Origin of the sequence: Stenotrophomonas sp. (genome assembly GCF_032056425.1) — a bacterium.
GTDB lineage: Bacteria > Pseudomonadota > Gammaproteobacteria > Xanthomonadales > Xanthomonadaceae > Stenotrophomonas.
The window spans coordinates 23,273-41,055 of sequence record NZ_DAMBCN010000015.1 but is presented as its reverse complement, the minus strand read 5'-3'; the positions used below and the strand labels follow the sequence as shown (position 1 = coordinate 41,055).

Annotated in this window: 20 protein-coding genes; 7 read left to right on the top strand and 13 right to left on the bottom strand. The window is 68.2% G+C overall.

Annotation, left to right across the window (positions count from 1 at the left end):
* Nucleotides 1-6 precede the first annotated feature (6 nt).
* The 5 genes from RTY46_RS11410 to RTY46_RS11390 all read right to left on the bottom strand — a co-directional run bounded on the left by RTY46_RS11410 (nucleotide 7) and on the right by RTY46_RS11390 (nucleotide 4,020).
* Nucleotides 7-1,107: an AI-2E family transporter gene (locus tag RTY46_RS11410; protein WP_108751900.1), complete on the bottom strand. Its 1,101-nt coding sequence runs from the start codon at nucleotides 1,105-1,107 to the stop codon at nucleotides 7-9.
* Nucleotides 1,108-1,174: 67 nt separating this feature from the next.
* Entirely contained in the window at nucleotides 1,175-1,648 is a 474-nt protein-coding gene (locus RTY46_RS11405) for a protein sip-5 (protein ID WP_312708470.1), read from the bottom strand.
* Complete coding sequence (locus tag RTY46_RS11400) at nucleotides 1,645-2,115, bottom strand: phage holin family protein (RefSeq protein WP_108751902.1); 471 nt, start codon at nucleotides 2,113-2,115, stop codon at nucleotides 1,645-1,647. Before RTY46_RS11400 ends, RTY46_RS11405 begins: the two co-directional genes overlap by 4 nt.
* Before the next feature lie 8 nt (nucleotides 2,116-2,123).
* The gene (locus tag RTY46_RS11395; RefSeq protein ID WP_108748190.1) at nucleotides 2,124-2,486 is read right to left on the bottom strand and encodes a hypothetical protein; all 363 of its coding nucleotides are present in this window, start codon (nucleotides 2,484-2,486) and stop codon (nucleotides 2,124-2,126) included.
* Between the two features lie 100 nt (nucleotides 2,487-2,586).
* A complete protein-coding gene (locus tag RTY46_RS11390; protein ID WP_312708469.1) occupies nucleotides 2,587-4,020 on the bottom strand; it encodes a Do family serine endopeptidase in 1,434 nt (477 codons plus the stop codon).
* 457 nt (nucleotides 4,021-4,477) lie between these two features.
* Here RTY46_RS11390 and RTY46_RS11385 point away from each other — a divergent pair, with 457 nt between their 5' ends.
* Complete coding sequence (locus RTY46_RS11385; RefSeq protein ID WP_312708468.1) at nucleotides 4,478-5,371, top strand: histone; 894 nt, start codon at nucleotides 4,478-4,480, stop codon at nucleotides 5,369-5,371.
* A 60-nt stretch (nucleotides 5,372-5,431) separates the two neighbouring features.
* Here RTY46_RS11385 and RTY46_RS11380 read toward each other — a convergent pair whose 3' ends face one another.
* From RTY46_RS11380 to RTY46_RS11360, 5 genes are all read right to left on the bottom strand, one after another.
* The gene (locus RTY46_RS11380) at nucleotides 5,432-6,622 is read right to left on the bottom strand and encodes an MFS transporter (RefSeq protein ID WP_312708467.1); all 1,191 of its coding nucleotides are present in this window, start codon (nucleotides 6,620-6,622) and stop codon (nucleotides 5,432-5,434) included.
* Nucleotides 6,623-6,680: 58 nt separating this feature from the next.
* Nucleotides 6,681-7,517 (bottom strand): alpha/beta hydrolase, encoded by an 837-nt coding sequence (locus RTY46_RS11375; protein WP_312708465.1) that lies wholly within the window; start codon nucleotides 7,515-7,517, stop codon nucleotides 6,681-6,683.
* A gap of 66 nt (nucleotides 7,518-7,583) precedes the next feature.
* Complete coding sequence (locus tag RTY46_RS11370) at nucleotides 7,584-7,991, bottom strand: response regulator (protein ID WP_312708464.1); 408 nt, start codon at nucleotides 7,989-7,991, stop codon at nucleotides 7,584-7,586.
* A 125-nt stretch (nucleotides 7,992-8,116) separates the two neighbouring features.
* Nucleotides 8,117-8,752, bottom strand: a complete 636-nt coding sequence (locus tag RTY46_RS11365; protein ID WP_312708463.1) for a response regulator transcription factor — start codon at nucleotides 8,750-8,752, stop codon at nucleotides 8,117-8,119.
* Nucleotide 8,753: 1 nt separating this feature from the next.
* A complete protein-coding gene (locus RTY46_RS11360; RefSeq protein ID WP_312708462.1) occupies nucleotides 8,754-10,700 on the bottom strand; it encodes an ATP-binding protein in 1,947 nt (648 codons plus the stop codon).
* Between the two features lie 225 nt (nucleotides 10,701-10,925).
* On the opposite strand from RTY46_RS11360, the gene RTY46_RS11355 reads away from it, so the two are divergent.
* Genes RTY46_RS11355 through RTY46_RS11340 form a run of 4 tightly spaced genes read left to right on the top strand, consistent with a single transcriptional unit; the run spans nucleotide 10,926 to nucleotide 13,968 of the window.
* Nucleotides 10,926-11,429 carry a DNA starvation/stationary phase protection protein gene (locus tag RTY46_RS11355; RefSeq protein WP_108760997.1) on the top strand — a complete coding sequence of 168 codons (504 nt, stop codon included), beginning with the start codon at nucleotides 10,926-10,928 and terminating at the stop codon, nucleotides 11,427-11,429.
* 35 nt (nucleotides 11,430-11,464) lie between these two features.
* A complete protein-coding gene (locus tag RTY46_RS11350) occupies nucleotides 11,465-12,181 on the top strand; it encodes an ATP-binding protein (protein WP_312708461.1) in 717 nt (238 codons plus the stop codon).
* Between the two features lie 17 nt (nucleotides 12,182-12,198).
* Nucleotides 12,199-13,248 carry a cupin domain-containing protein gene (locus tag RTY46_RS11345; RefSeq protein ID WP_312708460.1) on the top strand — a complete coding sequence of 350 codons (1,050 nt, stop codon included), beginning with the start codon at nucleotides 12,199-12,201 and terminating at the stop codon, nucleotides 13,246-13,248.
* 39 nt (nucleotides 13,249-13,287) lie between these two features.
* Entirely contained in the window at nucleotides 13,288-13,968 is a 681-nt protein-coding gene (locus RTY46_RS11340; protein ID WP_312708458.1) for a hypothetical protein, read from the top strand.
* Nucleotides 13,969-13,983: 15 nt separating this feature from the next.
* Here RTY46_RS11340 and RTY46_RS11335 read toward each other — a convergent pair whose 3' ends face one another.
* Nucleotides 13,984-14,343: a DUF1428 domain-containing protein gene (locus tag RTY46_RS11335; protein WP_312708457.1), complete on the bottom strand. Its 360-nt coding sequence runs from the start codon at nucleotides 14,341-14,343 to the stop codon at nucleotides 13,984-13,986.
* Between the two features lie 276 nt (nucleotides 14,344-14,619).
* Between RTY46_RS11335 and RTY46_RS11330 the strand changes: the two genes are divergently transcribed.
* Entirely contained in the window at nucleotides 14,620-15,192 is a 573-nt protein-coding gene (locus tag RTY46_RS11330) for an Ax21 family protein (RefSeq protein WP_312708456.1), read from the top strand.
* A 191-nt stretch (nucleotides 15,193-15,383) separates the two neighbouring features.
* Nucleotides 15,384-16,061: a response regulator transcription factor gene (locus tag RTY46_RS11325; protein ID WP_312708455.1), complete on the top strand. Its 678-nt coding sequence runs from the start codon at nucleotides 15,384-15,386 to the stop codon at nucleotides 16,059-16,061.
* A gap of 6 nt (nucleotides 16,062-16,067) precedes the next feature.
* Here the strand turns inward: RTY46_RS11325 and RTY46_RS11320 are convergent, their stop codons facing one another.
* Both RTY46_RS11320 and RTY46_RS11315 read right to left on the bottom strand, forming a co-directional pair.
* On the bottom strand, nucleotides 16,068-16,457 hold the full coding sequence (locus RTY46_RS11320; RefSeq protein WP_108748204.1) for a DUF6165 family protein: 390 nt from the start codon (nucleotides 16,455-16,457) through the stop codon (nucleotides 16,068-16,070).
* A gap of 75 nt (nucleotides 16,458-16,532) precedes the next feature.
* Nucleotides 16,533-17,666: an MFS transporter gene (locus RTY46_RS11315; RefSeq protein ID WP_345785125.1), complete on the bottom strand. Its 1,134-nt coding sequence runs from the start codon at nucleotides 17,664-17,666 to the stop codon at nucleotides 16,533-16,535.
* Nucleotides 17,667-17,783: the final 117 nt, after the last annotated feature.

Here is a 17,783-nt window from a genome sequence, read left to right as displayed (position 1 = left end):
GGGCTTTCATTCCAGCAGCCGCGCCCAGCCCTGCATGCCTTCCAGCCGCGCCAGCACCAGCTTGATGCAGACCAGCAGCGGCACCGCCAGCAGCAGGCCGATCATGCCCCAGGCCCAGCCGAACACCATCAGCGCCAGGATCAGCACCAGCGGCGACAGCTTCATGCGCCGGCCCAGCACGATGGGGGTCACCAGCTGGCCTTCCAGGGTATGCAGGGCCAGATAGGCGGCGGCCGGCAGCAGTGCCTGCAGCGGGTCGCGGAATTCGACGAAGCCCATCAGCAGCATCAGCGCCACGCCGATCAGCGGGCCGACATACGGTGCGAAATTCAGCAGCGCCGCCACCGTGCCCCACAGCAGCGCTTCCTGCAGGCCGATGCCCAGCAGCATCAGCACGCCGGCGAACAGCAGGCCGACCAGGGTGTTGATGACGGTGATGGTCAGCACGTAGCGCGATACTTCGCGTTCGATCGAACGCAGGATGTCACTGGTGAAGCGTTGCTGCTGGCGGTTGGGGAACAACGCGATGGCCGCGCGCTGCAGGCTCTGCCCGTAGATCATGAAGAACAGGGTGAGCAGCACCACCGCCAGTACCGAAGCGGCCAGGCGCGGGGCGCGGGTCAGCATGCGGTAGGGATCGTCCAGCTGGGTGCGGATGACCTGCACGCGGCGGCTGCTCTCGCCTCCAGCCACGCGGGCGAAGTTTTCCGCCGCCTGGTTGGCCTGCTGCACCGGCTTGGTCAGGTCCTGCACCTGGCGCGCCACTTTGCGCAGCTGCTGCGGTGCTTCCTGCGCCCAGTCCATGGCCGGGCCTACCAGTTGCACGGCCAGCGCGGTGGTTACCCCCAGCCCGGCGCCCAGGATCAACAGCGCGCCCAGTGCGCGCGGAATCCACAGTTTCTGCAGCAGGCGCAGGATCGGGTTGCCCACCAGGGCGAAGAACATGGCCAGCAGGATGGGCAGGAAGATGTCCTGCGCCGCCCACAGCGTGTACGCCACGGCCAGAGTGGCCAGGATCACCAGCGACATCGGCCCGCGCGGGCGAGACGGCGGCGGCAGCGGCGCGTCGGGCGCGGGCGAAGAGGGGGACAACAGGGGCTCGCTCATCGGCGCACCGACCGGGAAGGGAAGCGCATTATCGTCCCGCCGCGATCAACGCGGCGGGTTCACGGTGTCAACGTTCAGAGACGTCGGTAGCGGCCTCGGCCGGCTGCGGTACGCGCAGCTCGTCGGCCGCACGTGGCGCTGCCGCGCCAGGGGCGGCCGCAGGCGCCGGCCGTGACGTGGCCTGCCCGGCCGCCGTATCCGCCGCAGTGTCGGCGGCGGCATCCGCAGTCTCGGCGGCCTCGTCGGCGGTATCGGCGGCATGGGCCGCCATCGCCGCAGCGAACGCGGCCTGGCCGCTGGCCATCAGGTTGGATACCGAGCCGATCATCTGCAGCCAGCGCGCGCCATTCACCTTGCCCGGCACTTCCAGCTTGCCGGCCACGAAGCCGCCGGCCAGGCCGACCACCACGATGCGCAGCGGCGACCAGCCGCGTCGCCAGACCTGGCTGAGCACGCCCCAGTTGTCCTGGGTTTCGGCCATGCGTACGGCCACGACCTGTTCGCAGCGTTTCACCCGCCGCTGCAGTGCGCCGAATTTCATGGCTTGCCCTCGGGGATCTGCACATCGGCGTCCGGGTCATCTTCGCTGGGCTCATCGAACAGGCCCAGGCGTGACAACTGACGCCGGGTGGCATGCATGCCGGTGTGGTGGAAGAAGTAGGACACCCGCCAGATCGCGTAGCCGGTCACCGCCAGGCTCAGCAGCGAGGTGATCAGCAGTGCCTGCAGCCAGCTCAGGCCCCAGCTCTGCAGCAGGGCGATGAGGGTGGCCGCCATCAGCAGCCAGGCCGAGGCACCGAACACGATACCGACCCCGGCCCAGGCCAGCGCACGGCCGAACGCACTGCGGGCCAGGGCGAAGTCGGCCGAGGCCAGGCGCCGCAGCGAACGCAGCGAGTGCTTGGCCGAATCGGCGGCGGCTTTGCCGGCCGCGCCGACCTGGCGGATGCTCTCGTCCAGCGGCGGGGTCGCCGCCGGATCGGGAGCCTGCGTGGTGTCTTCGCTCACGCCGCGGCTTACTTGTTGTTGCTGCTGGCCAGCTTGGCGATCAGCCAGCCGGCGGCGAAGGCAACGCCGAACGAGGCCAGCGGACGTTCACGGATCAGCTCGGCGGCGCTGTCCACCAGATCCTTGCCCTTGTCCATCAGCGCATCGACCTGTTCCTTGGCGGCGGCACCGCCGAATTCGGCAGCGGCCAAGCCGGACAGCGCGCTGTCGGAAAGTTCGGCCTTGACGTTGGCCTTGCCGATGCGCAGTTCGTCACCGGCGGCGCCGGTTGCACCCTTGATCGCACCGCCGGCAGCGCTGGCGGCCTGCTTCAGGTGGGAACCGGCTTCACCCAGGTGTTCCTTCAGGTTCTCGGTATTGGTGGGGCTCATCGAATCACTCCTGTTGCGATGGGGGGACGAACGGATGTTCGGCCGATGGGACGGGTAGCAATAGCATTGGCCGGGTATAGGGGGTGTTACGGCGGGGCGATCAGCGCATCACCAACTGGCCCTGCTGCTGGCCATTGTTGCGCAGGATGCGCAGCACCAACGTCGGCGGGCGCTGCTGGAAATTGGCGCGCCAGCTGGCCAGGTCGGCGAATTCACCCACCGTGGCCTCGGCGATGATGTCGCCCTGCTGCAGGCCGTTGCTGGCGGCGCGGCTGCCGCGCTTGACCTCGCTGACCAGTACGCCGCCCACGCCGGACTGGCGCAGCGATTCGGGCAGATCGACGAAGGTCGCCCCGCCCAGGCGCGGGTCCAGGCTGTCGCCGGTCACCGCACGCGCCTGCTCTTTAAGCGTGGCCTTGATCTGCAGCGGCTTGCCTTCGCGGCGCACATCCAGGGTCAGCACGCTGCCCACCGCGGCCAGGCCTTCAACGTTGTGCAGCGCTTCGGCACTGTCCACGCGCTGGCCATTGGCCGACACCACCACGTCGCCCGGCTTCAGCCCGGCGCTGGCGCCGGCCGAACCGGCCAGCACGCGGGTAACCAGCGCGCCGCGCGTTTCGCCAAGACCCAGGCCCTGGGCGATCTGCGCACTCAGGTTCTGGCTTTCGATGCCCAGCGTGCCGCGCACCACCACGCCATGCTTCACCAGCTGGTCCACCACGCTGCGGGCCAGATTGGACGGAATGGCCAGGCCCAGGCCGATGTTGCCGGCCATGCTGCCCTGCGGGTTGTAGCTGGCGGTGTTGATGCCCACCAGCTGGCCCTGCAGGTTGACCAGCGCGCCACCGGAATTGCCGGGATTGATCGAGGCATCGGTCTGGATGAAATTCTGGTAGCCCAGGCCACGGATGCCGCTGCGGCCCACCGCCGAGACGATGCCCGAGGTGACCGTCTGGCTGAAGCCGAACGGATTGCCGATGGCCACCACGAAGTCACCCACGCGCAGCTGGTTGCTGTCGGCCAGCTTGATGTCGGTCAGGTTCTGCGCCGGGATGCGGATCAGCGCGATATCGGTATCGCGGTCCGAGCCGAGGAATTCGGCTTTCACCGTGCGCCCGTCGGCCAGGGTGACCTGCACGTCGTCGGCGTTGTCGATCACGTGGTGGTTGGTCAGCACCAGTCCTTCGCTGGCATCGATGATCACGCCCGAGCCCAGCGATTCGTTGATGCGCTCCTGCGGGATGTCCGGGAACAGGCGGCGGAAGAACGGGTCGTTGAAGAAGGGGTTGCGCACGCGCACCACCTGCTTGGTGTTGACGCTGACCACCGCCGGCATGGCCTTTTCCAGCATCGGCGCCAGCGAGGGCACCGCCTGCCCGGCCACCGACGCAGGCAGGGCTGCGGCGGTGGGCACTGCGGCCGGCAACGGCGCTGCATCGGCACGGTTGTCCAGGTGCGCGTTGAGGCCGGTGGCAACGAAGCCGCCGAAGGCTGCGGCAATGGCGAGCGTGAGCAGGGTGGGTAGCGGTCGCATGGCAGTCAAATTGTTGGCGTGGGTGGGGGCCGTAGGCCTATACGGTAGAACAAGCTGAATGAGTGTGTCGCGATCCGGATAAATGGCCCATGAAAAACGATAGGCACATGCAACGCCGCCCGGCCGTAGCGGGGACTCGTTTCATGGCGGAAGCGACATGCTGACACGGCGCGATACTTGCGCAGTTCCGCGCATATGAGCATGGCGGTGGCCGCTCGCGCTGGCGGCCGTGGCACGGCGCGGTCGCACGTGCATGCACGACTGCCGCGCGCAGCCGAACTTTCGCGCACCGCTGAAAAGAAGGGGTTTGATGAATGACGCGCGGCCCGATTGTGGTGTTTGCATACAGCAGCCGCGTCGCACAGGATGCGACTACAGAAGCGTGACCCGTTCCACGACGGCGATTGTCGGTATAGCATCGCCCCGTTTTGATAATCCAGGCCCCCAGGAGGGCAACATGAGCAACGGTAATGGTGTGTCGGTCGTGACCGACGCCGTCGAGAACGTCAAAGAAACCGCCACCAACGTTGGCGAGACCATCGCCCACGCCGCCGAAGACGCCGTGAAGTCGGTCAAGACGACCGTCAAGCGCGCCACCAAGGCTGCCGGTACCCGCGTTGCCAAGGCCAAGAAGGCTGTGGCCAAGGTCGAAAAGACCGTTGCCAAGAAGGCCGAGAAGGCTGCCAAGTCGGTCGGCAAGACCGTTGCCAAGGCGAAGAAGAAGCTGGAAACCGCCAAGAAGAACGCCAAGGCCGAAGCCGCTGCCCTGAAGAAGGAAGTGGCCAAGAAGAAGGCGGCTGCCGGCAAGGCCGTGACCAAGAAGGCCGCTGCGGCCAAGAAGACCACCAAGGCTGCCGGCAAGAAGGTCGCCACCGTGAAGAAGGCCGCCACCAAGAAGGCTGCCGTGGCCAAGAAGACCGTCGCCAAGAAGACTGCCGCCGCCAAGAAGGTGGCGGGCAAGAAGGTTGCGACCGCCAAGAAGGTGGCCGGCAAGAAGGCTGCCGTGACCAAGAAGGTCGCCACCAAGAAGACCGCCGCCGCCAAGAAGGTTGTCGGCAAGAAGGTTGCTGTTGCCAAGAAGGCCGTGGCCAAGAAGACCGCCGTGGCCAAGAAGGCCGTCGGCAAGAAGGTTGCCGCCACCAGGAAGGTCGCCACCAAGAAGACTGCGGCCGCCAAGAAGGTTGTCGGCAAGAAGGTCGCCGCCACCCGCAAGACCGTGGCCAAGAAGGCTGCACCGCTGAAGAAGGTCGCGGCCAAGAAGGTCGCTGCCAAGAAGGCACCGGCCAAGAAGGTTGTCGCCAAGAAGGCGCCGGCCAGGAAGGCCGCGGGCAAGGCTGCCAAGCGCAAGTAATCCGCGCTGGCGCCATCAACCCTTCCGCCCGGTCCGGGCGGAAGGGTTTTTTTTTGCCTGTCAGTGGCGTGCCAGCTGCACCGTCGGCCGCCACTGCAGCACCGCCAGCGCGGCCAGCGGCAAGGCACCGCCGAACACCGCCACGCCGGTCCAGCCGAAGTGATGCCAGGCCAGCGCGCCGGCCCACGAGCCGAACGCCCCGCCCAGGAACATGCCGGTCATGAAGACGGTATTGAGCCGGCTCTTGAACTCCGGGTGCAGGCCGTACACCTGGTGCTGGTGGCTGACCAACGCCACCTGCACGCCGAAGTCGAGCACCACCACGCCCAGTACCAGACCGCCCAGCCCCGGCCACAGCCCCAGCAGCAACCACGATGCCAGGGTGGCCAGTACGCCCAGCCGCACCACCGGTGCCGGGCCGCGGCGGTCGGCCAGGCGCCCCGCCAGCGGTGCGATCGCCACGCCCACCACGCCGATGATGCCGAACAGCCCGGCCGTGGCGGCGCCCAGCTGCAGCGGCGGCGCGGCCAGGTGCAATGACAGCGTGGTCCAGAACACCGAGAACGAGGAGAACAGCAGTGCCTGCGCCCAGGTGGCCCGGCGCAGCAGCGGATGGTCGCGCCACAGGGTGCGCAACGATCCCAGCAGCGCGCCGTAGCCCGGCGGGTGGCCCGGCGGTGCATGCCGTGGCAGCGAACGCGCCATCAGCAGCGCCGCGCCCAGCGCCAGCGGCACGCCCAGCCAGAACATGGCGCGCCAACTGCTGGCGCTCGACACCAGCCCGGCCAGCGTACGGCTGAGCAGGATGCCGGCCAGCAGGCCGCTCATCACCGTGCCGATGGCCGCACCGCGTCGTTCCGGCTCGACCAGCAGGGCGGTGAACGGCACGATCTGCTGGGCCACGGTGGCGGCCGCACCCAGCACGATCGCGCCGATCGCCAGCGTGGCCAGCCCTGGCGCCAGCGCAGACACGACCAAGGCCACCGCCACCGCCAGGAACTGCAGCACGATCAGCCGCCGCCGTTCGTGGCGGTCGCCCAGCGGCAGCAGCAGGAGCAGGCCGGCGGCATAGCCCAGCTGGGTCAACGCAGGTATCCAGCTGCTCACGCGCACGTCGCCCAGGTCATGGGCCATGGCCGCCAGCATCGGCTGGTTGTAGTAGATGTTGGCCACGCCCAGGCCGGCGGCCACGGCCATGGCGAACAACGGTGCGGCGCGCGTGGCGCCGACCGCAGTGGGGGAGGAAGACATGACGCGGCTCCTGGCGGAAAGATGCGCGGGCCTGCTGCATTGCCCGCGCGGATGGACCTCAGCCCTGCACGAAGGCCAGCAGGTCCGGATTGATCACGTCGGCGTGGGTGGTCAGCATGCCGTGCGGATAGCCCGGGTAGACTTTCAGCGTGCCGTTGGCCAGCAGCTTGATCGACTCACGCGCGGCTGCATCGATCGGCACGATCTGGTCGTCGTCACCATGCAGCACCAGGGTCGGCACGGTGATCGCCTTCAGGTCGTCGGTGAAGTCGGTTTCGGAGAAGGCCTTGATGCCCTCGTAGTGCGCCTTGGCGCTGCCGGCCATGCCCTGCCGCCACCAGTTCTGGATGGCACCGGGCACCACCTGTGCGCCTTCGCGGTTGAAGCCGTAGAACGGGCCGCCGGGCAGGTCCAGGAAGAACTGCGAGCGGTTGGCTGCCAGCGCAGCGCGCAGGCCATCGAACACATCGATCGGCAGGCCCTTGGGGTAGGCCATGGTGCGCAGCATGATCGGCGGCACCGCGCTGACCAGCACCGCCTTGGCCACGCGGCCCTGCGGCTGGCCGTAGCGGGCCACGTAGCGCGCCACTTCGCCACCGCCGGTGGAATGGCCGATGTGCACGGCATTGCGCAGGTCCAGGTGCTGCATGACCACCGCGGCGTCGGCGGCGTAGTGATCCACGTCGTGGCCTTCGCTCACTTGGGCCGAACGGCCGTGGCCGCGACGGTCATGGGCCACCACGCGGAAACCCTTGGCCAGGAAGAACAGCATCTGCGTGTCCCAGTCATCGCTGGACAGCGGCCAGCCATGGTGGAAGACGATCGGCTGGGCCTCCTTCGGGCCCCAGTCCTTGTAGAAGATCTCGACGCCATCGGGGGTGGTGACAGTGCTCATCCGGGTAACTCCTCAGGGGTGGGTGGGAACGAGCTCCACGCTACGCCTGGGGGGCTTCGCGCAACATCACACGCTCGGTTCGCCGGGGCATACCTTGGTGTGATCGCCGGCGTCGAGCAGCCGCTGCAGGCAATCGGCCAGAGCATCGGCGTCTACCGGCTTGCGCAGGAACGCGACCGCGCCGGACGCACGCACGCGCTGTTCCACCGCGGGCGTGGGGAAGGCGGTCAGGAAGATCATCGGCGGCACCGCACCGCGCGCGTGCAGCTGCGCCTGCAGTTGTTCACCATCGAGTACGGGCATCTGCACATCGCTGATGATGGAGGCGGGGGCGGGCAGCGTGCTGTCGTCCAGCAGTGCCTGGCCGTGGGCGTAGGCACGCACGGCGTAGCCCAGCGCACGCATCAGGCTGGACAGCGACGCGCGGACGCCGGCATCGTCGTCCACGATCGCGATGAGGGGGGGCGGAAACATGTGGGACTCCTTCGTGCCACCCCGGACGCAACGGGTCCGGGCTTGGCTGGTGTCCTTTATGCCGCAGTCGCGCGGCGGCCACCATCATACGCAGGTGTGGGTAGCGGCCCGGGCGCGGCCTGTGCTCAGTGGCCAATGCCCAGGGCTTCGGCCTGGCGCACCAGCTCGGCCAGCGAGCGCACGCCCATCTTGCGCATCACGTTGCCGCGGTGGATCTTCACCGTGATCTCGCTCAACTGCAGTTCGGCGGCCACCTGTTTGTTCATCAGGCCCGACACCACCAGTGCCATCACCTCGCGTTCGCGGCTGGTCAGGGTGGCGTAGTGCGCGCGCACGCCATCCAGCGCGCCATCGCTCTGGCGGCGCTGGCGGTCGCGCTCGATGGCTGCGGTCACCGCGTCCAGCATGTCCTGGTCGCGGAAGGGCTTGGCCAGGAAATCCACCGCGCCGGCCTTCATCGCCTTCACCGTCATCGGAATGTCGCCGTGGCCGGTCATGAATACCACCGGCAGGGCCACGCCCTGGGCAGCCAGCTGGGCCTGCACATCCAGCCCGCTCACGCCCTGCAGGCGCACGTCAAGTACGATGCAGCCGGGTACATCGGGCAGTGGTTGTGCACCCAGCTCGCCAGGGGCCGCATGCAACCGCGTCTGCAGCCCAACCGAGCGCAGCAGGCTGTCCAGCGACGCGCGCACCGACGGGTCGTCATCCACGATCACCACCAGGGGCGGCGCGGCGGGTGGGGGCGGGGAGCGATGCATGTCAGGCGGTCTCCGGTGCAGTGGCCAGCAGCAGGGTAAAGCAGGTGCCGGTGCCCGGTGTGCTGTGCACCTGCAACTGGCCACCATGGGCTTCCACAGTGGTGCGGCAGATCGGCAGGCCCATGCCCATGCCCTGTGGCTTGGTGGTGAAGAAGGGCTCGAACAGGCGCGCCACGTGCTCGGCGGCGATGCCCGGTCCGGTGTCGCTCACGTCGATGCGCACATGGCCTTCGACAGCCTGCAGTTCGATGCGCAGGGCGCGCACGCCGGACTGGCCGCTCATGGCCTGGCAGGCGTTCAGCAGCAGGTTCACCAGCACCTGCTGCAGCTGGATGCGCTGGCCCGGTACGTCCGGCAGCGCCGTCGCCTGGTCCACCTGTACCTGCACCTGCTCGCGCTGCAGTTCGTGCTGCAGCAGGCGCAGCGCGTCGTCCACCAGCACCGCCGGCGCCAGCACCTCGTGCGCGGCTGGCGTCTTGCCCAGAAAGTCGCGCACGTTCTTCACGATGCCACTGGCGCGGCGCCCTTCGGCAATGGTGCGCTCGATCGCCTGTTCCACCTCGTGCAGTTCCGGCTGCGGTCGGCGCAGCCAGCGCAGCCCGGCTTCGCCATTGGTCACCACCGCCATCAGCGGCTGGTTCACTTCATGCGCCAGCGATGCGGTCAGCTCACCCAGGGTGGCCACCCGGCTGGCATGGGCCAGTTCGGCCTGCGCGGCCAAGGCGCGCGCCTCGGCCTGCTTGCGCTCGTGGATATCGACCACGAACACCAGCACCGTGCCATCGCCTTCGCGGCGGTCGGGGAAGGTGATGGTGAACAGCACCGGCACCGTGCTGCCGTCGGCGCGCACGATGGATGTTTCGCCTTCGCAGTGCGGCGCGCCGGAAACGAATGCCGCCAGCGATGCGGCGAAGGTGCGGTCGTCGTCGGCCAGCACCGCATCGACCGTCGCCGGGGGGGCACCTTCGCCGATCAGGCGGCGGAAGGCCGGGTTCAGGCCCACCAGTCGCGCCCGCTGCCGGAAGCGGGTCAGTGCCTGCGGCGAGGCCTGCAGGTAGGCCTGCAGCTGCGCGCGGTCGCCCACCCCGTGCCGCGACAGTTCCGCCTGCACTTCGCTCCAGTCCTGTTCCACCACGCCGATGCGGCTGCCGTCGAACATGCGCCGGTAGCGCTGTTCGCTGCGCACCAGTGCCGCGTGTGCAGCCTGCCGCTCGCTCACGTCGGTGTGCGTTTCCAGCACCCGCAGCGGCCGCCCCTGGCGGTCGCGCTGCAGCACCCAGCGGCTCTCCAGCCACAGCGTGCGGCCATCGCGGGTGCGCTGCGCCAGCAGGCCTTCCCAGCGGTCATGCCGCAGCAGGTCTGCTTCAATCTGCGACCGCGGCGCCGGGTAGCGGGTCTGCAGCAGACGGTCGGCGGGCTGGCCGGCGGCTTCTTCGCGGCTCCAGCCGTACACCTGTTCGGCGGTCAGGTTCCAGAAGCCGATCACCCCGGCCGGGTCGCGCACGAAGATCATGTCGTGCGACAGGTCCAGCAGCACGGCCTGGTCGGCCAGGGTGCGCATGGAACGCTGGTTCTGCAGGGCCAGTACCGCGGCGATCGCGATCGCCACCAGGCTGACCAGGGCGCGAACGGTCTGCGGCCCCACGTGGTCGATGCCGTGGGTATCCAGGTAGGCGCACAGGGTCAGCCCGGCGCCAGCCACGGCCACGGCGATGATGTCGCCGCGGCGACCGGTACGCGCCACCAGCAGCACCGGCAGCACGTACAGCACCGCCACCGCGCCTTCCAGTGTGGACAGCGTATCGAACAGGGCAATGGCCAGCACCACCACGCAGGCCACCGCGCGCAGCGCCATCGCCGGAATGATCCGGTGCGGGAACACCACGTCGCCGCCGCCACTGGGGTGCGGTGCCGGGGTCCAGGGGGATGGGGTGCGCGGTGTTGGCATCGGGCCTCCTGTGCCAGGGTGGGGCGCCGCCTGTCGGCCACGCCGAAAGACCGCTGCTACGGTCCCCTGCCCGCCCATGCTGGGCAAGGAACCGGCGCGGCGTCTTGCACGGATGTGCGCAGCCGGCCGGGCAAACCAAGGTATGCCCCGCACGATACCCAGGTGCAATGGGCGCAGGCCAGCGCGCTGCCTACGCTGGATCCGTCCCCTACTGGAACCGCCGCCATGACTGCTCCCACCTTTTCCAGCGCCCTGCGCGTACGCAACGACCTGGGCGCGCAGGCCGCCGCCGATCTGGCCCCGGCGCTGACCGCGCTGCTGGCCGACATGTTCGCCCTGTACCTGAAGACGAAGAACTTCCATTGGCACATGAGCGGTCCGCACTTCCGCGATTACCACCTGATGCTGGACGAGCAGTCGGCACAGGTGCTGGCCACCACCGATGCCATTGCCGAGCGCGCGCGCAAGGTCGGCGGCACCACCCTGCGTTCGATCGGCCACATCCAGCGCATCCAGCGCCTGCTGGACAACGATGCCGACTATGTCACCGCGCAGGACATGCTGGCCGAACTGGCCGACGACAACCGCCGCCTGGCCGGCTTCCTGCGCGCCACCCATGGCGTGTGCAGCGAGTACGGCGACGTGGCCAGTACCAGCCTGATCGAAACCTGGATCGACGAGGCCGAACGCCGCAGCTGGTTCCTGGGCGCCTGCCGCGAAACCCGCTGATCACCCGACCCGTCCGCATTGCAAGGAGAGCGGTAATGCACACCCCATTGGCAGTGGCCCCCGCAGAGCTGTCCCCCGCCAGCCGCCTGGCCATGCTGGGCCATGATCTGAACAACGTGCTGCAGGCGGCCGCCGCCGCGATCGGGCTGGCGCTGCAGGGCGGCCGCCTCGGTCCCGCCGACAGCGCGCTGCTGGACGTGGCCGGCCAGGCCCTGCAGCAGGGCGCCGGCATGGCCCGGCTGTTCCTGGGCCAGGACATTCCGCGCCCGTGCAGCAGTGACGGCGTGGAACTGGCCGAGCTGGTGCAGGAAATGGCGCCGCTGCTCCAGCACGCCATCGCCCCGGCCATGCAGCTGGAACTGGATGCGTGCGCGCTGTCCGGACGCGTGCAGGTGGACCGCAGTGCCCTGCAGCGTGCGCTGGTGAACCTGGCCCTGAACGCGCGCGAAGCCTGTGCGCCAGGCGCGCGCCTGTGCATCAGCACCGACACCTGCACCCTGGTGGTCGCCGGGCCCGGCCGAACACCGGGCCGCTACGGCATCGTACGGGTGGCTGACAACGGGCCGGGCATCGACCCGGCGGTGGCCGCGCGTGTGTTCGAGCCCGGCGCCAGCAGCCGTGGCCCGGGGCGCGGTCTGGGCCTGGCCCAGGTGCGCGCCGCGGTGGAAGCCAGCGGTGGCTTCGTGGATGTGCAGTCCTCGCCGCGCCGCGGTACCTGCTTCCTGCTGGCCCTGCCCAGCACGATCGCCTGATCCCTACGGAGAACGTCATGTCTGTTTCTGCCATGCCCCTGTCCCGTCACGTCCGTTCGCTCGCCCACGCCGAACTGGCCCATGCCAGTGCGCTGGGCGAAGTCCGCCGCCTGGACGGCACCGCGTTCCCGCTGCTGCAGGGGCTGTCGATCAAGCGTCTGCGGCTGGAAGCCGATGCCATGCGCGAAGCGCACTGGCATGCCAATGCCGATGAACTGGCCTACGTCTGCCAGGGCCAGGTGCGCGTGCAGGTGATCGACAACGGTGACCAGGTGAGTGCGTTTGTCGTGTCAGAAGGGCAGATGTTCCATATTCCCAGCGGTGCCCTGCACCTGATTGAAAACCTGGGCCCCGCCCGCGCCGAACTGATCATCGCCTTCAGCCATGCGCACCCGCAGGATTTCTCGCTGCAGGCGGCCTTCGGTGCGATGAGCGACGCGGTGCTGGGCAATACCTTCGATCTGCCCGCCAGCGCCTTTGCGGCGCTGCCACGCGATGCCGGCACCCGCTACCTGGTACCGCGCCCGCGGGGTCTGCCGCCTGCGTCGCCCCATCATGCGCAGCCGCTGCGCTTCGATGTGGAAGCGCAGTCGGCGCCGGTGACGTTCCCGTATGGCCACGCACGGGTCGCCCGCAGCCAGTTCTGGCCCGCACTGCGCCATCTGGCCATGTACTCGCTGCAGATTGGCGAAGACGGCATGCGCGAACCGCACTGGCACCCCGATACCGCCGAAATGGGCTACGTGCACCGCGGCCATGCGCGCATGACCGTGCTCGACCCCGACGGCAGCACCGACACCTACCTGTTGTCACCGGGCGATGTGTACTTCATTCCCCCGGCCTACCCGCACCAGATCGAGGCACTGGGGCAGGACATCCATTTCCTGGTGTTCTTCGACCGGCCGATGCCCGCCGATATCGGCTACCGCCTGTGTGGCGCGGCGCTGCCACCGGCCACCCTGGCCGCGACCTTCGGCGTGCCGGTGGAGCGCATGCCGGTGCTGCCGGCCACCGCCCGCGACCCGCTGATCGTGGCCCGCGGCAATCCTCTCGATCCCTGCACCTGAAGTAGGCCACCATGCAGGTCTTCCCGGGGAGGCCTGCGCATGCGCGGTATCGACTTCAGTTCCTGGCAGGGGGTGCTGTCCACGCTGGCCGGGCTGGTACTGATCACCCTGCTGGGTGTGGGCATCCGCCTGCTGGTGATGCAGACCCTGCAGCAGCGCCGCGAGCGCGAGAACCGGCAGATCAACGAGCGCCTGCGCACGCTGATGGCTGCCTACAAGACGCTGGGCGGCTCGTTCACCGGCGATCTGGACGTGGACCCCACCCATCTGCGCGAACTGCGCCAGCGCGCCCATGAAAGCGGCAGCGCCGAGCCCGGCTCGGAGCGTGCACGGCGCATCCGCGATGCGGTGGAGGCGGCGTTGTCGGACATCCTGCTGCTGGGCACCGACGAACAAGTGCGGCTGGCCGCGCGTGCCGCCACCGAACTGGCGCAGGGCCGGCCGGTGCATACCCACGACCTGGTGGTGTCGCTGCGTGACTTCGTTCGCCAGGCGTTGGACCTGGCACCGGTGCCGGCCGACCTGCAGATTCCACCGCAGGGCCCAACCCGTCCGGCCAGTGGCGGTGGCGGCGGTAACAAGGTGCGTGGCGGCGAGGGCGAGACCAAGGGCGGTCGTGGTGGTGGTGGCGCCGGCGCCGGCATGGGCGGTCTCAGCCTGGGGGCCGGCGCCGCGCTGGGCGCCGGCCACGCCAGCGAAGACGACCCCACCGCGCGCTGAGCCGCCTCGCGCCTGTCAGGGCAACAGATCCAGGATCGGCACGAAGCCGCCATAGATCATCCGCGCGCCATCAAAGGGCATCGGGTTCTTCGACGGATCCATGCGCGGGTCTTCCATCATCTTCTGCATGCCCGCATCGCGGGTGGCCTTGTCGGGCCATTCGATCCAGGAAAACACCACCGTTTCATCCGGCGTGGCCTTCACCGCGCCGAAGAAGTCGGTGGTCTTGCCCGGCGGCACATCGTCGCCCCAACACTCGACCACGCGCAGTGCGCCGTATTCGATGAACACGACATCGCCCATGCGGGCGTGGGCCAGGAATTCTTCCTTGTTGGCGGTGGGCACCGCCAGGACGAAACCATCGATATAGCTCATCACTTGCCTCCGTGGTGGACCGTGGCGGATGCACGGCCTTGCTGGTTCGACGAATGGGTGCGCGTGCAATCGACACGCGTGTGGCCATTGGAATGCAATGCATGTGCACGCAGCGCGCGCGTATGCCAGAAACTGCCTGAATCAAGCCAGAAAATTCAGTAATGCGAACACAGCGGTTTTCAGGGAGCGTTGTGTCGAATAACGGAGAATTTACATTCCCGATGCGATGGCGCCCTGGCGCTGCTGCACACCATAAGAAAGTAAAGGTGTACCCCCATGAAGAATTCGCTGATTGCCCTGGCTCTGGCCGCCGCCCTGCCGTTCACCGCTTCGGCCGCTGAAAATCTGTCCTACAACTACGCCGAGGCTGACTACGCCAAGACCGACGTTGATGGCGTGAAGGCTGAGGGTTACGGCGTCAAGGGCTCCTACGGCTTCCTGCCGAACTTCCACGCCTTCGGTGAATACAGCCGTCAGGAAGTGGACCACACCAACATCAAGGTCGACCAGTGGAAGGTCGGTGCCGGCTACAACGTCGAAATCGCACCGTCCAGCGACTTCGTCGCCCGCGTGGCCTACCAGAAGTTCGACCAGAAGCACGGTCTGGATTTCAACGGCTACAGCGCTGAAGCCGGTATCCGCACCGCCTTCGGCGCCCACGCCGAAGTCTACGGCCTGGTCGGCTACGAAGATTATTCGAAGAAGCACGGCGTTGATATCGACGGCCAGTGGTACGGCCGCCTGGGTGGCCAGGTGAAGCTGAACCAGAACTGGGGCGTGAACGGCGAGCTGAAGATGAACCGCCACGGCGACAAGGAATACACCGTCGGCCCGCGCTTCAGCTGGTAAGTGCGACGCCACGCGCCCCGCGCGCTGGGATTGCCTCGACAGGCCCGGTCATACCGGGCCTGTTCTGTTTTCATCTACCGGAACCGCGCATGACCACATCCGGGTGCATGTGCTGCATTGCAACGAATTGGATTCCGCGCAGCCCGGCCGCAGCCTACGGTGGCATTCCCGAAAATGCCGGATGCGCATCGATGCTGCCTGTCCTTTCGTCCCTGCTTCCCGACCGGCCGCGCCGGCTGGCCCTGTTGGATCCGCACCCATTGCTGCGGCTGGGCGTGGAAGTGCTGCTGCGGCAGCACAGCGGCCTGCAGGTGTGCGGCAGCTTTTCCGACGAGATGGAACTGCTGCAGTTTCTGCGGCGCAAACCCCCTGGCATCGATCTGCTGTTGATCGACGCACTGCCCCTGGGGGATCTGGGCGATGGCATGGCACTGCTGCGGCAGCTGACCCGCCGCTGGCCGCATCTGCCGGTGCTGGTGCTGTCGGCGCAGTGCAATGCCAGTACCGTCAGCACCGCCATGCAGGCCGGCGCGCGCGGATTTCTTTCCAAGGCCACGGCACCGGAGGTCCTGCTGCGCGCGGTGGATGTGGTGTCACGCGGCGGGCGCTTCGTACCGCCAGACCTGCGCAGCCAACTCAGTCGCTCGCGCACACGGCGTGCGGTAACACCCAGCCTGGCGCCACTCAGCCGCCGCGAACGCGAGGTGCTGCATCTGGTGCTGCAGGGCTGCAGCACCGGCGAAATGGCCCAGCGCTTCCAGCGTGCCGCCAGCACCATCAGCACCCAGAAGAAAACCGCCTACCAGAAGCTGGGCATCCGCAGCGATGGCGAACTGTTCCGCATCCGCCACCTGCTGGAATGCAGTTAAGGGTGCTTACTGCCCCTGGTACTGCTTTTCTTCCACCAGCGCCGAACCCGCTACGCGGTTGATCTCGTTCTTGACCACGATGCGCTCGCCATTGGTGCCATACACCCCGCGTGCCAGCTGCACGAAGGCATCGTCGAACACCTGCGCCGCTTCCTTGTCACGCAGCTGGTCCTGGATGTCCCACATGCGCTCGTTGATCTCCTTCAGCTGCACCTTCAGCGCCTGCAGCGCCGGTTGTGCCTGCAGCTGCTGCTGCAGCAGCGGCAGCAGACCGTCCAGTTCAGTACGCACATTGGCGACCTTGGCGGCATCGGTGATGCGCTCGGCCTTGATCTCGAGAATGGTGATCTTGTCGATCAGCTCGCCGATCGATACCGGGGTGAGAATGGCGTCCACGCAATGACTTCCTGGAAACAGGCGGCCATGATAGCGCGCCTGTTGCCTGCTACCGCCGCAGATATCCCGCCGGGGCTACGTGCGTGCGCGCAGCGCGCCGGGCAGCCACACCAGCAGGGCCAGCACGGCCACGCTGGCGCCCGCCACGCAGACGCCGGTCCAGCCGAAGTGCTGGTACACCTGCGCCGACAGCAGCGAGCCCAGCGAACCGCCGATGAAGTAGCCGGTCATGTAGCCGGCGTTGAGGCGGTTGCGCGCCTCCGGCTGCAGGGCGTAGATCAGGTTCTGGTTGCTGACATGCAGCAGCTGTGCGGCCAGGTCCAGCACCACCACGCCCACCAGCAGCGCCAGCAGCGAGTGGGCCGACAGCCCCAGCGGCAGCCAGGACAGCAGCAGCATCACCAGCGCGATGGCGGTCGCCCGGCCGGCCTGGCCACGATCGGCCATGCGCCCGGCCAAGCCTGCGGCCAGCGTGCCGGCGGCGCCGACCAGGCCGAACAGCCCGATCGTGGCGTCGCTGTACGCATACGGCGGCTGGGCCAGCAGGAAGGCCAGCGGCGTCCAGAAGATGGCGAACATGGCGAAGCTGCAGGCGCCCAGCAGGGTGCGCTGGCGCAGCACCGGTTCCTGCACGAACAGCGTGCCGATCGAACGCAGCAGCGCGAAGTACCCCAGGCCGGCGGTGTGGTGGAAGCGTGGCAGCCCGCGCTGCAGGGCGGCGGCGGTCAGCACCAGCACGGCGGCGGCAATGGCGTACACCAGGCGCCAGTCGCCCAGGCTGGACAGCAGGCCGGCCACGGTGCGCGCCAGCAGGATGCCCAGCAGCAGCCCGCTCATCAGCGTGCCGACCACGCGGCCGCGGTGCTCCGGCGCCGCCAGGGTGGCGGCGAACGGCACCAGCACCTGCGCCACCACCGAGAACAGGCCGGTGATGGCCGTGCCCACCAGCAGCCAGGTCAGCGACGGCGCGCACGCGCTGATCACCAAGCCGCTGGCCGACAGCAGGCTCATCACCACGATCAGGCGGCGTCGCTCGAACAGGTCACCCAGCGGCACCAGCAGGATCAGGCCCGCCGCGTAACTCAGCTGTGCGGCGGTCACCACCATGCCCACCCGCCCGAACGGCACGTCGAAGGCATCGGCGATGGTGTGCAGCAACGGCTGCGCATAGTAGTTGCTGGCCACCGCGACACCGGTGGCGACCGACATCAGCAGGACCTGCCAGCGGTGCAGGGGGGGAAGGGCAGAGTTCACGCGATGTTCCAGACGGCAGGGGTGCTCAGTGTCCGCCTGCTGCGTCCATGATGGAAATGAATCATCATCATC